The sequence below is a fragment of the Streptomyces sp. NPDC091412 genome (assembly GCF_044756885.1).
Taxonomy (GTDB): domain Bacteria; phylum Actinomycetota; class Actinomycetes; order Streptomycetales; family Streptomycetaceae; genus Streptomyces.
In genome coordinates this window covers 142220-155326 of record NZ_JBIVTV010000016.1, presented here as the reverse complement: position 1 = coordinate 155326, position 13107 = coordinate 142220, and the positions used below count along the sequence as shown (strand labels likewise).

Below are 13107 nucleotides of genomic sequence, written 5' to 3'. Positions count from 1 at the left end.
GAACCCGGCCGCGCGGGGGACGCCAGCAGGGAAAGCAAGCGCTTAGAAAATTGCGGTCAGGGTCACACCCCGGTTGGAGTGACCCCGGCCGTACGTACGGGTAACTTCCAAGCAGCCCGCCCGTCATCGACCACGCGGCCGCCCGGCCATCGCCCTCCACGAGCGTTGCGCGCCGCCCTATCGACATGGAGTCGTGATGCCCGAAGCCGTCATCGTCTCGACTGCCCGCTCCCCCATCGGCCGCGCCTTCAAGGGCTCCCTCAAGGACCTGCGCCCCGACGACCTCACCGCCACGATCATCCAGGCGGCGCTCGCGAAGATCCCCGAGCTGGACCCCCGGGACATCGACGACCTGATGCTCGGCTGCGGCCTGCCCGGCGGCGAGCAGGGCAACAACCTCGGCCGGATCGTCGCCGTGCAGATGGGGATGGACCACCTGCCCGGCTGCACCATCACCCGCTACTGCTCCTCGTCGCTCCAGACCTCCCGGATGGCCCTGCACGCGATCAGGGCCGGCGAGGGCGACGTGTTCGTCTCGGCCGGCGTCGAGATGGTCTCCCGGTTCACCAAGGGCAACTCCGACAGCCTGCCGGACACACACAACCCGCTGTTCGCCGAGGCGGAGGCCCGTACCGCGGCCAGGGCCGAGCAAGGCGGCTCGACCTGGCACGACCCGCGTGAGGACGGTCTGGTCCCGGACGCCTACATCGCGATGGGCCAGACCGCGGAGAACCTGGCCCGCCTCAAGGGCGTCACCCGCCAGGACATGGACGAGTTCGGCGTGCGTTCGCAAAACCTCGCCGAGGAGGCCATCAAGAACGGCTTCTGGGAGCGGGAGATCACCCCGGTGACGCTGCCCGACGGCACCGTGATCGGCAAGGACGACGGCCCGCGCCCCGGCGTGACCATGGAGGGCGTGGCCGGCCTCAAGCCCGTCTTCCGCCCGGACGGCCTGGTCACCGCCGGCAACTGCTGCCCGCTCAACGACGGCGCCGCCGCGGTCGTCATCATGTCCGACACCAAGGCCCGCGAGCTGGGCCTCACCCCGCTCGCCCGGATCGTCTCCACCGGTGTCTCCGCCCTGTCCCCTGAGATCATGGGCCTGGGTCCGGTCGAGGTGTCCCGGCAGGCCCTGAAGCGGGCCGGACTGACCGTCGGCGACATCGACCTGGTCGAGATCAACGAGGCCTTCGCCGCCCAGGTGATCCCCTCCTACCGCGACCTCGGCATCGACCTGGACAGGCTGAACGTCAACGGCGGCGCGATCGCGGTGGGCCACCCCTTCGGCATGACCGGCGCACGCATCACGGGCACACTCGTCAACTCCCTCCAGTTCCACGACAAGCAGTTCGGCCTGGAGACGATGTGCGTGGGCGGCGGCCAGGGCATGGCGATGGTCATCGAACGCCTCAGCTGACGCACCGCGTCACCATGGCCGCCTGAGAGACCGTCAGTGGCCGCTTTACCACCCACCGTGACTGAATGGCCCGGAATCCAAGAAACCCCTTGGTTCCGGGCCATTTTGTGATCCAATCTCCCTCAGGATGTGACCTATCTCCCTCGGCGCAGAGGTTTACGCAGGTCAGCGCTTTACCCCAGAGGGTCCCGGGGCCGCATCGGACCATAATTCTGTCCGTTTCGTGACATTACGCACTGACACTTGGATAGTCCGCCCTTCAAGCTGATGTAGGAAGTCGGGGGTCGACCTTGAACCCGGGAGTACGTCAGTGAGCGCCATGCCGATCGCCTTGCTGCTCACCACGGCCGCCACCGGCGCCGTGGGCGTCGCCGTCCTGCGCGCCTTGTGGGTGCTGCGCCGCCAGGTCGCGGCCCTGCACACCCAGCTCGCGGAGAACCACGCCGCCACCGCGCGCGCCCTGGTTCCCGCAGCCCGCAGCCACGCGGACGCGGAGCAGATACGTGCCGCCGTGGTGCAGGCGCTCTCCGAGGAGCGGGAGCGGGAGCTGGCCGAGGCACGCGCCTTCTGGGCCGCCCAGGAGGCCCGCGACGCCGCCGACGCGCCCTCCCTGCTCGGGCTCCCCGACAGCGAGCTGTTCCTGCCCCGGCAGTCCGACTTCACCGGCCTCGAGCACCTGGAGCCGGTGGCCGAGCCCGCCCCGGAGGCCGACGAGCTCTCCGGCAAGGACTGCGTCCAGGGCGGTACGTCCGGCGAGTCCCCGGAGCTGGCCGCGGCCCGCCGCCGGCACCCCTCGCACCCGGACTTCACCCCACACTCGTCGCCCGTCGGGGGCGACCACGAACAGACGCTCGCCACGCTGGAGGACCTGGCCGAGTCCCGCGTGGAACTCGCCGACGTCCGCCCGGGCCCGCTGGGCACTCTCGACGTCTACGTCTTCGCCGACGGTACGACGCTGTGCATGACCCCGGGACACCGCGAGACCGCGGAACGCCTGGCCGACGCCCTGCGCGCGGGCGAGACCCCGGTGCTGCTCGGCGGTTCGGGCGTCTCCGGCGCCTACACGCTCACCTTCACCTGCGGTGCCGAGCAGGTGTACATCCTGGCGGACCGGGTCATCGCGTCGCTGTAGCGGGGGCCGCCGGCTCCCACTCGCGTCAGCGCCCCGTCCGCCTCGTCCGCCTCGGCCCCGCACGCCCGGACGAGGTCCGCGACTCAGACCCCGGCCCGCTTCAGGGCCTCCTGCACCAGACGTACGGCCTCCTCGACCTCGCCGTCGCTCTTCAGTACGAGCGCCAGGTCGTGTCCGGCGACCGTGACCTGGTCCGCCGCCGCGAACATCCCCGCGTCGGGCATCTCCCGCGGTTCGCACCCGGGGCACTCGGCGAGCTGGGCCCGCCGGGCGAACTCCCTGGCCAGCGCCAGTGCCTCCGCTGCGCCCGCCCGTTGCAGCCGGCTCTGCGGCGCCGCCCTGAGGCGGTCGGCGAAGTGATCCACTGCCTGGGTCAGAGATGTCGTGTCAACCACGCCGCGAGACTACGCGTCGCGGCACGACTGTTGCCAATACGCGAACCCTCAGGCACGGTGACGTGAAGGACCGGCTTCGAATGCGTCCGGAGGCGCCGATGTCCCAAGTCTTCTCCGAAGAGACCCATCGCAATCTGCTCGCCCGCATCCCCCACTGCACCGGTCGTGATATCTCCGACTGGCTGCGCACCGTCGAAGAAGGCCCCGCGCTCCGCTTCGAGGAGAAGGTCAGCTGGCTCCGCCACGAGCACGACCTCGCGTACGGCCACGCCAAGGCGCTCATCCACGAGTACGACCTGAGGAGGGCCGCGCGCAAGCTGCTCTAGGCGTGCAGCGCGGCGCAGCGCCGGTGCCGCCGGACGGACACGGCGCCGGAACGAGGAAGGGCCCCGGGGAGACCCGGGGCCCTTCCTCGTTCGTCGCGTTCGTCCGGCGCGAGATGCGCTGTGGACTAGTCGCTCTGGTTGAGGATCGCGATGAGACGCAGGAACTCCATGTAGATCCACACCAGCGTCAGCGTGAGGCCGAAGGCCGCGAGCCAGGCCTCCTCGCGCGGCGCGCCGTAGGCGATGCCGTCCTCGACCTGCTTGAAGTCCAGCGCCAGGAAGCAGGCGCCGAGGATGATGCCGATGACACCGAAGAGGATGCCGAGCGGGCCGCTGCGGAAGCCGAGGCCGTCACCGCCGCCGAACACCGCGAACAGCAGGTTGACCGCCATGAGGAGCACGAAGCCGAGCGCCGCCGCCATCACGAAGCCGTAGAACCGGCGGGTGACGCGGATCCAGCCCGCCTTGTACGCCAGCAGGACGCCGACGAAGACGGCCATCGTGCCGATCACGGCCTGCATGGCGGCGCCACTGGCGACGTGGGTGTCGACGATGTTGGAGACGACGCCGAGGAACACGCCCTCGACCGCGGCGTAGGTCAGGATCAGCGCGGGTGAGGCCTTGCGCTTGAACGACTGCACCAGGGCCAGGACCATGCCGATCACCATGGCGCCGACACCGATCCCGTAGGAACGGTTGATGTTGGCGCTGTCGACCGGCAGCAGCGCCCAGGCGAGCGCGGCCGTCACGACCAGGGTGCCGAGCGTGGACGCGGTGCGCAGGACGACGTCGTCCATCGTCATCCGGCCGGTGGTGGCCGGGGCCTGCGGCGGCGCGCCCTGCTGAAGGTCTTGCTGAGCGTAAGGGTTCTGCGCGTAGGGGTTGCCGCTCGGCTGGGCGTACGGGTTGCCCTGCGCGTACGGATTGCCCTGCGTGCCGACAGCGGGACCCCCGGCCTGCGGCGCGGCGTTGAAGCCCGCGTAGCCGTTGTCGCGGCTGAACCCCCGTCGCGAGAAGACCGGGTTTCTGCTCCTCATCTCACTCCTCCATGGCCGCACGGCGCGGCCTTGGCCTCAAGAGTAATGGAAAGGCAAAGGGCTGACCCTAGTACCTCGGGAGGATCTTTCCCTCGCCATGCTGCGGAACACGCTACGTCGCCGCATGATTCCCGGCCAGGGAGGGCCCCGTTCATGACCGACCCGGAACACGTCCGGAACCGGCCGGAGACCACCCGGGTGTCCGTCAGCCGATCGGGAACCCGGTGTAGCCCTCGGCGAGGTCGGTCTCGGCGGCCCGGCAGGAGCTGATCCGGTCCAGCCGGGCCAGGTGCAGCCGCCCCTCGAAGGCGGTGGCGTCCGGGTCCCGGTGCAGCATCGTCGTCATGTCGTAGCTGAAGCGCTCGGCCTGCCAGACGCGCCTCAGGCAGGTCTCCGAGTAGGCGTCGAGGAGTTCGGCGGAGCCCGTCTCCTTCTCGTGGACGAGCGCCCGCGCGAAGGTGACGACGTCGCCGACGGCGAGGTTCAGCCCCTTGGCCCCGGTCGGCGGCACGATGTGGGCGGCGTCCCCGGCCAGGAACAGGCGGCCGTGGCGCATGGGCTCGTGGACGTAGGAGCGCATCGGGGTCACCGACTTCTGGGTGATCGGGCCGCGGTGCAGGGCCCAGTCGTCGTCGGTCTCCAGCCGACGTTCGAGCTCGTCCCAGATCTCCTCGTCGCTCCAGGCCTCGGCGTCGGTGTCCGCGGGCACCTGGAGGTAGAGGCGCGAAACGGACGGGGAGCGCATGGACAGCAGGGCGAACCCCCGGTCGTGGCGGGCGTAGACCAGCTCGTCGTGCGAGGGGGCCACGTCGGCGAGGATGCCGAGCCAGCCGAAGGGGTACGTCCGCTCGAACACCCGGGAGAGCGAGGCGGGGACGGCCTTGCGGGCCACGCCCCAGAAGCCGTCGCACCCGACGACGTAGTCGCACTCGAGGACGTCCTCGCGCCCCTGGTGGCGGAACCGGATGGAGGGGCGGTCGCTCTCCGCCCCCTCCACGGCCAGCGCCTCCGCCTCGAACAGCAGCGGGCCGCCCTCGTCGAGCTGCAGGGCGATGAGGTCCTTGCAGACCTCGGTCTGGGCGTAGACCATCACCGACCGCCCACCGGTGAGCGCGGGGAAGTCGACGCGGTGCCTGCGCCGGTCGAAGCGCAGCTCGATCCCGTCGTGCCGAAGCCCCTCGCGGTCCATCCGCTCCCCCGCCCCGGCCGCGCGCAGCACGTCCACGGTGCCCTGCTCCAGGATCCCGGCCCGCTGCCGGTGCTCGACGTAGGCGCGGTCGCGGCTCTCCAGGACGACCGAGTCGATCCCGGCGTTGTGGAGCAGCCGGGCGAGGAGCAGGCCGGCCGGTCCGGCTCCAATGATGCCGACGGTGGTGCGCATCGGTCGTTCCCTTCGGATGGGCGTCGTCGCCTGGATGGATGACGGGGCGGATGACTGAACGGACGGCAAGTGTTCGCGTGGTGAAATTTCTTTCACTGTGATGTGTCCTGAGTTTCCGTCCGGACCGATCCGATGTCAATGGTTGTCCGCGTCAATGGGGGCTCGCGTCGATGAGTGCCCGCGTCGACGGGGGTTCGCGCGTACAGAAGCGCGCTGACGCGGGTGAGGTGACGTGAGGGCGCGCGGGCTCCGGATGCGGGGAGGCCTGCTCGGACCCGCCCTCCTGCCGCGAGGCACGGCCCGTCGGCCGGACCGTGCGTGACGCGGTGGTGCCCGGAGCCGGACTTGAACCGGCACGCCCGCGAAGGGGCAGCGAGGTTTAAGCTCGCCGTGTCTGCTTTCCACCATCCGGGCAGGCCATGGGCTCCGCGCTGCGGCTCCGACCCTATCGGGACACCTTCCCCGAACGGCGGGCGGGTGGACTCATGTTGTCTTATTTTATTGGTAACTGAGGGAGCATCAGCGCTCGGGGGTGGCCATCGGCACTTGCCAACAGCCTTGCGGGCGAGCGCCGGACGCGCACGTGGAATGACGGAATTTCACCGTCCGAACCAGGGGGCTCCACCTGTTCTCGACGATCCGGCCCGCAGGACGCGTCCCGGGGGGGGCGGCCTCCTCCCCGGGTATCAGGGACGGCCCTCATCCCCAGGTATGACGTGCCCGGGTCCCGGTCCGACCCCAGTCGGCCCCCGGAACGGGAACAGCGGCTGACTGCACGGGCCGGATCGGCAGCGACGATGGTCTACGTCCCCCGAACACCGTCCCGTCAGGAGCACCCACCCGTGACCACCTCCTCCATCGCCGGCCCGACCACCGCCGTGGCCGCGCGTGCCACGGATCTGTCGAAGATCTACGGACAGGGCGAGACCCAGGTGGTCGCCCTCGACCGGGTCTCCGTCGACTTCCGGCAGGCCGAGTTCACCGCGATCATGGGCCCCTCCGGGTCCGGCAAGTCCACGCTGATGCACTGCGTGGCGGGCCTGGACACGTTCTCCTCCGGTTCGGTGCGCATCGGCGACACCGAGCTGGGTTCGCTGAAGGACAAGCAGCTCACCAAGTTGCGCCGGGACAAGATCGGCTTCATCTTCCAGGCGTTCAACCTGCTGCCGACGCTCACGGCCCTGGAGAACATCACCCTTCCGATGGACATCGCCGGCCGCAAGCCGGACCGGAAGTGGCTCGACTCCGTGATCGCGATGGTCGGGCTCGCCGACCGGCTGGGCCACCGGCCCTCCCAGCTGTCCGGCGGTCAGCAGCAGCGCGTCGCCGTCGCCCGGGCGCTGGCCGCCAAGCCGGAGATCATCTTCGGTGACGAGCCCACCGGGAACCTCGACTCGCGCGCCGGGGCCGAGGTGCTCGGCTTCCTGCGCAACTCCGTGCGCGAGCTGGGCCAGACGGTGGTGATGGTGACCCACGACCCGGTGGCCGCGGCGTACGCGGACCGGGTGGTGTTCCTCGCGGACGGGCGGATCGTGGACGAGGTGTACGAGCCCACGGCGGACGCGGTCCTCGACCTCATGCGGCGTCTTCCCGGCGGGAACCTCCGGACCCCCGAGTCCGATGGCAAGAGCAGCGCCGGCTGACTTCCCGCCCGCCTCCCGCCCCCCTCGCCACCCACTCGTACCCCCTGGACTGAGACGAACCCATGTTCCGCACAGCCTTGCGCAACGTACTCGCGCACAAGGCCCGGCTCCTCATGACCGTGCTCGCCGTGATGCTCGGCGTCGCCTTCGTGTCGGGGACCCTGGTCTTCACCAACACCATTTCGAACGCGTTCCAGAAGAGTTCCGCCAAGGGCTTCGACCATGTCGACGTGGCCGTGCGGGCCAAGTTCCAGCAGAGCAAGGGCGACCAGGTCGGCCGGCGGCCCGAGCTGACCCAGGCGCTGCTGGACGAGAGCGCCCGCGTCCCCGGCGCCGGCTCCGCCATCGGCGTCGTGCAGGGCTTCACCGCCATCGCCGACAAGGACGGCAAGCTGATCGGTGGCGGCTTCCAGTCGCAGGGCGGGAACTACTGGGGCTCGGACGATCCCCGCTACCCGCTGAAGTCCGGCACCGCCCCGCACGGCGAGGGCCAGGTCCTCATCGACTCCGAGACCGCCCGGCGCGCCGGGTACAAGGTCGGCGACACCATCCGCGTCTCCGTCGACGGCCCCGTCCTGACGCCCACCGTCAGCGGCGTCTTCACCACCGACGACGGCAACGTCGCCGCCGGCGGCAGCCTCGCCCTGTTCGACACGGCGACCGCCCAGAAGCTGTTCGGCAAGCCGGGCACGTACGACGAGATCGACGTGCGGGCGAAGGCGGGCACCAGCCAGACGGCGCTGAAGGCGCAGCTGGACCGGGTGCTGCCGAAGGGGAAGACCGAGACGACCACCGCCAAGCAGCTCGCCGACGACCAGGCGCAGATGATCTCGGACTCGATGAGCGGACTGCGTCAGGGCCTGCTGGTCTTCGCCGGCATCGCGCTGTTCGTCGGCACCTTCATCATCGCCAACACCTTCACCATGCTGGTCGCCCAGCGCACCAAGGAACTGGCCCTGCTCCGCGCGGTCGGCGCCTCCCGCCGCCAGGTCACCCGGTCGGTGCTGATCGAGGCGTTCCTGGTGGGCACGGTGGCCGCCGTGACCGGTCTGGTCGCGGGCATCGGCATCGGCGCCGGACTGAAGTCCCTGCTGGGCTCGATGGGCGCCACCGTGCCCGACGGGCCGCTGGTCGTCACCCCCGGCACGGTCGTCGCCGCCCTCGCCGTCGGTGTCCTCGTGACCATGCTGGCCGCCTGGCTGCCCGGCCGCCGGGCCGCCAAGATCCCGCCGGTGGCGGCGATGAGCAGCCTGCACGCCCAGGCGACCACCAAGTCGCTGGTGCTGCGCAACACCATCGGCGCGTTGTTCGCGGCCGCCGGTGTCGCCACGGTCCTGGTGGCCACGACGATGGACGACATCGAGTCCGCCCAGGCGCCCATGGGCATCGGCGCGGTGCTGCTGATCATCGGCGTGTTCATCCTGACCCCGCTGCTGTCCCGTCCGCTGATCGCCGCCGCGGCCCCCGTCCTGCGCGCCTTCGGCGTCTCCGGCAAGCTGGCCCGGCAGAACTCGGTGCGCAACCCGCGCCGTACGGCGGCCACCGCGTCCGCGCTGATGATCGGCCTGACCCTCATCACCGGCATGACCGTGATGGCGGGCAGCCTCCAGCACGCGATCGACAAGATGGCCTCGTCCGCGATCCGCGCCGACTACGTGGTGTCGATGGCGAACGGCAACTTCCTCTCCCCGGACGTCGACAGCAAGCTGCGCGCCACCGAGGGCGTGACGGCCACCAGCCCGCTGCGCAACGCGCCCTCCCGTATCGACGGCCGCACCGAGTTCCTGACCGGGGTGAACGGCGAGGCGATCGGCAAGCTGACCGACCTCCGCGTCGACGACGGCTCCTTCACGGTCGGCGGCACGAAGGTCGTCGTGGACGCCAAGACCGCCAAGTCGCATGACTGGAAGGCCGGTTCGGTCTTCACCGTCGCCTTCGAGGACGGCAAGAAGCAGCGCCTGACCGTCGCCGGGGTCTACGAGGGCAACGAGATGATCCGCGGGATCATGCTGGACAACGCCACCCTGACGCCGCACCAGCCCCGCCCGAACGACATGCAGGTCATGGTCAAGACCGCCGACGGCGCGTCCGACGCGACCAAGGACCGGCTGGTGGAGGCCCTCGGCTCCAACCCGGCGATCAAGATCCAGGACAAGAAGGACATCTCCAACGGCATCGCGCAGATCTTCACCGTGATGCTGAACCTGCTCTACGGCCTGCTCGCCATGGCGGTGATCGTCGCGGTCCTCGGCGTCATCAACACCCTGGCGATGTCGGTGTTCGAGCGCTCCCAGGAGATCGGCATGCTCCGCGCGATCGGCCTGGACCGCAAGGGCATCAAGCGGATGGTCCGCCTGGAGTCCCTGGTGATCTCCCTGTTCGGCGGTGTCCTCGGCATCGGGCTCGGCGTGTTCTTCGGCTGGGCGGCCGGTGAGCTGCTGGGCTCCAGCCTGTCGACGTACGAACTGGTCCTGCCGTGGTCGCGGCTGGCCGTCTTCCTGCTGCTCGCGGCGGCGGTCGGCGTGCTGGCGGCGCTGTGGCCGGCCCGGCGCGCGGCGCGGCTGAACATGCTCCAGGCCATCAAGTCCGAGTAGCGGCGCCTGCGTGCCGAAGGGGCCCCTTCCCTGGCGGAAGGGGCCCCTTCGGCGTGTGCGCTAGGCGGCGGGCGCGCCCCAGGTACGGGCCCGCAGCGGCATCCCCGAGTCACCGGATCCGGGAGTCCGCACGGCCAGCACCTGGTTGACGCCGATGCGGTTGCGTTCGAAGGCGAGCGCGGAGGCCGCCATGTACAGGCGCCAGACGCGGGCGCGGCCGGGACTGGTCAGCCGCGTGGCCCGGACCCAGTCCGCCTCCAGGTTGACCACCCAGCGGCGCAGGGTGAGCGCGTAGTGCTCGCGGATCGACTCCACGTCACGCACCTCGAAGCCGGCTCGCTCCAGCTGGGTGACGGTGGTGCCGACGGGTGCCAGCTCACCGTCCGGGAAGACGTAGGCGTCGATGAAGTCGTCCACGCGGTAGGACGATTCGTCGCGCTGCGGGCGGCGGCCGATCTGGTGGTTGAGCAGCCGTCCGCCGGGCTTCAGCAGGGCGTGCAGCTCACGCGCGTACTCCAGGTAGCGGGCGGCGCCGACGTGTTCGGCCATGCCGATGGAGGAGATCGCGTCGTAGGGGCCGTCCTGCACGTCCCGGTAGTCCTGGACGCGGATCTCCACCCGGTCGGTGAGCCCCTCGTCGGCGACGCGCTTGCGGGCGTACGCCGCCTGTTCCCGGGACAGGGTGACACCGACGACGCCCACGCCGTGCTCGCGGGCCGCGTGGACGGCCATGGATCCCCAGCCGCAGCCGACGTCGAGGAGCCGCTGACCGGGCTTCAGGTCCAGCTTGCGCGAGATCAGTTCGAGCTTGTCGTGCTGGGCCTGTTCGAGGGTGGCGAGGGGTTCGGGAGCCGGCCAGTAGGCGCAGGAGTACACCATGGAGGGGCCGAGGACGAGCTCGTAGAAGTCGTTGCCGACGTCGTAGTGGTGGCTGATGGCGCTCTTGTCGCGGCGCCGGGTGTGCAGATGGCCTTGGCGCCGGCGGACCTCCTCGCGGGGCGGGGCGGGCGGCAGCGGCGGGCCGGCCAGCTTCACCAGCCCGCGGACGGCGGCGCGGGCCTGCGGGTCGCGCAGCGTCGCGGTGAGGCCGCGGGCGTCCTCGTCCCGCTCCCAGATCAGGCCCGAGAGCAGTTCCAGGGCGGCGTAGAGGTCGCCCTCGACGGTCAGGTCGCCGGCCACCCAGGCACGGGCCAGGCCCAGTTCACCCGGCTTGAACAGCAGCCGGCGCAGGGCCCGGCGATTGCGTACGACGAGCATCGGTGCGTCCGGCGGCCCCGCTTCGGAACCGTCCCAGGCGCGAATGCGCAGGGGAAGCGAGGACCCCAGCAGCTGTTCGAGGAGTCGTGTGAGCCGCAGCGCGGCATCGGGCATGGTGCACACCTCCATGACGACGAACGCCGGAATGTCATCCACCACGTAAACACCGGGACGCGCTGGGCGCAGTCCCGCAATGGAGTTACGACTGGGCAAACACCACCGTTCCACCGCAACGGCTCTGGGTCACGCCGGGCGGAACGCCGAAGGACCTCCCGCACCACGGATGGCGGGAGGTCCTTCGGTTCGTTCGTCGGACCGGGAGGCCCGAAGACCTGGGGCCTGAAGGTCAGGAGGCCTTGGCCTTCTCCTCGGTCTTGCTCGCGGCGGGCACCGGCGCGGGCTTGGCGGCCTCGTAGAACTCGTCGCGGGGGTTCTCCATGGCGCCGAGGGAGACGACCTCGCGCTTGAGGAACATGCCGAGGGTCCAGTCGGCGAAGATGCGGATCTTGCGGTTCCAGGTCGGCATGGCCATGCCGTGGTAGCCACGGTGCATGTACCAGGCGAGGCGACCCTTGAGCTTGATCTTCATCTTGCCCATGACGATCATCGCGACGCCCTTGTGCAGGCCGAGACCCGCGACCGCGCCCTTGTTGGCGTGCTCGTAGTCCTTCTGCGGGAAGCCCCGCATCTGGGAGATCACGTTGTCGCCGAGGACCTTGGCCTGGCGCAGCGCGTGCTGGGCGTTCGGCGGGCACCAGGCGTTCTCGTTGCCCGCCTTGCGGCCTACGAGGTCCGGAACCTGGGCGTTGTCGCCGGCGGCCCAGATGTAGTCGGTGCCGGTCACCTGGAGGGTCGGCTGGGCGTCCACGTGGCCGCGCGGGCCGAGCGGCAGGCCGAAGCGGGCCAGTGCCGGGTTGGGCTTGACGCCCGCGGTCCACACGATCGTGTTGGAGTCGACCTCGAGGCCGTTCTTCAGCACCACGTGGCCGTCGACGCAGGACTCCATGGAGGTGGAGAGGTAGACCTCCACACCGCGGCCCTCGAGGTGCTCCTTGCCGTACTGGCCGAGCTTCGGGCCGACCTCGGGGAGGATCTTGTCGGCGGCGTCGACGAGGACGAAGCGCATGTCCTCGCGGGACACGTTGTTGTAGTACTTGGCCGCGTCCCGGGCCATGTCCTCGACCTCACCGATGGTCTCGGCGCCGGCGAAGCCACCGCCGATGAAGACGAAGGTGAGCGCCTTGCGGCGGATCTCCTCGTCCGTGGTGGAGTCGGCCTTGTCGAGCTGCTCCAGGACGTGGTTGCGCAGGCCGATGGACTCCTCGATGCCCTTCATGCCGATGCCCTGCTCGGCAAGGCCCGGGATCGGGAAGGTGCGGGAGACCGCGCCCATCGCGATGACGAGGTAGTCGAAGGGCAGCTCGTACGCCTCGCCGACCAGCGGGGCGATCGTGGCGACCTTCCGGTCCTGGTCGATGGTGGTGACCCGGCCGGTGAGGACCTCCGCCTTGGGCAGCACGCGTCGCAGCGGGACGACGACGTGCCGGGGGGAGATGCTGCCGGCTGCGGCTTCGGGGAGGAAGGGCTGGTAGGTCATGTACGAACGGGGGTCGACGACCGTGACGGTCGCCTCTCCGTAGCGCATCTTCTTGAGGATGCGCCGAGCTGCGTACAGGCCTACGTACCCACCGCCTACTACGAGGATCCTGGGACGCTCCGTGGTGCTCATGGCATCGAGTATCCACCCGCCTCAGGGGGGTCGCTCGTGCGCCCCTTCACAAGGTTGGGCAGGCCCTGTGCTAGACTGCGCGCCCCCCGCTCGCCAGGCCCTGGCGGCGACCGGCGGCCGCCGTCCGGTTCGGACCGTTGTCAAGGCCGCGTGAGCTGCTCCTCTGACCGAAAAAGGTCCCCCGCGGAGGGGCCCC

10 protein-coding genes and 1 tRNA gene are annotated in these 13107 nt (G+C 70.3%); 5 read left to right on the top strand and 6 right to left on the bottom strand.

All coding sequences use genetic code 11. The annotated features are described in order from the left end of the window. Positions 1-196: 196 nt before the first annotated feature. Together ACIQMV_RS30145 and ACIQMV_RS30140 are read left to right on the top strand one after the other, a co-directional pair. Complete coding sequence (locus tag ACIQMV_RS30145) at positions 197-1417, top strand: acetyl-CoA C-acetyltransferase (protein ID WP_402596418.1); 1221 nt, start codon at positions 197-199, stop codon at positions 1415-1417. Between the two features lie 310 nt (positions 1418-1727). After that, positions 1728-2549, top strand: a complete 822-nt coding sequence (locus tag ACIQMV_RS30140; RefSeq protein WP_401776675.1) for a hypothetical protein — start codon at positions 1728-1730, stop codon at positions 2547-2549. Positions 2550-2632: 83 nt separating this feature from the next. On the opposite strand, the gene ACIQMV_RS30135 is transcribed toward ACIQMV_RS30140, so the two are convergent. After that, positions 2633-2944, bottom strand: coding sequence for a hypothetical protein (locus ACIQMV_RS30135; protein WP_402596417.1), 312 nt, complete (start codon positions 2942-2944; stop codon positions 2633-2635). A gap of 98 nt (positions 2945-3042) precedes the next feature. Here ACIQMV_RS30135 and ACIQMV_RS30130 point away from each other — a divergent pair, with 98 nt between their 5' ends. Beyond that, positions 3043-3270 (top strand): DUF4287 domain-containing protein, encoded by a 228-nt coding sequence (locus tag ACIQMV_RS30130; RefSeq protein ID WP_141360416.1) that lies wholly within the window; start codon positions 3043-3045, stop codon positions 3268-3270. A 125-nt stretch (positions 3271-3395) separates the two neighbouring features. Here ACIQMV_RS30130 and ACIQMV_RS30125 read toward each other — a convergent pair whose 3' ends face one another. From ACIQMV_RS30125 to ACIQMV_RS30115, 3 genes are all read right to left on the bottom strand, one after another. After that, complete coding sequence (locus ACIQMV_RS30125) at positions 3396-4307, bottom strand: Bax inhibitor-1/YccA family protein (protein WP_141360415.1); 912 nt, start codon at positions 4305-4307, stop codon at positions 3396-3398. 205 nt (positions 4308-4512) lie between these two features. Next, entirely contained in the window at positions 4513-5688 is a 1176-nt protein-coding gene (locus ACIQMV_RS30120; RefSeq protein WP_402596416.1) for a 4-hydroxybenzoate 3-monooxygenase, read from the bottom strand. A 327-nt stretch (positions 5689-6015) separates the two neighbouring features. Further along, a tRNA-Leu gene (locus ACIQMV_RS30115) sits at positions 6016-6102 on the bottom strand. Between the two features lie 428 nt (positions 6103-6530). On the opposite strand from ACIQMV_RS30115, the gene ACIQMV_RS30110 reads away from it, so the two are divergent. After that, entirely contained in the window at positions 6531-7331 is an 801-nt protein-coding gene (locus tag ACIQMV_RS30110; RefSeq protein WP_141360413.1) for an ABC transporter ATP-binding protein, read from the top strand. A 62-nt stretch (positions 7332-7393) separates the two neighbouring features. Further along, positions 7394-9925, top strand: a complete 2532-nt coding sequence (locus ACIQMV_RS30105; RefSeq protein ID WP_402596415.1) for an ABC transporter permease — start codon at positions 7394-7396, stop codon at positions 9923-9925. 60 nt (positions 9926-9985) lie between these two features. On the opposite strand, the gene ACIQMV_RS30100 is transcribed toward ACIQMV_RS30105, so the two are convergent. Then, positions 9986-11296: a class I SAM-dependent methyltransferase gene (locus ACIQMV_RS30100; protein ID WP_402596438.1), complete on the bottom strand. Its 1311-nt coding sequence runs from the start codon at positions 11294-11296 to the stop codon at positions 9986-9988. A gap of 232 nt (positions 11297-11528) precedes the next feature. Next, positions 11529-12911, bottom strand: coding sequence for an NAD(P)/FAD-dependent oxidoreductase (locus ACIQMV_RS30095; RefSeq protein ID WP_141360411.1), 1383 nt, complete (start codon positions 12909-12911; stop codon positions 11529-11531). Positions 12912-13107 lie beyond the last annotated feature (196 nt).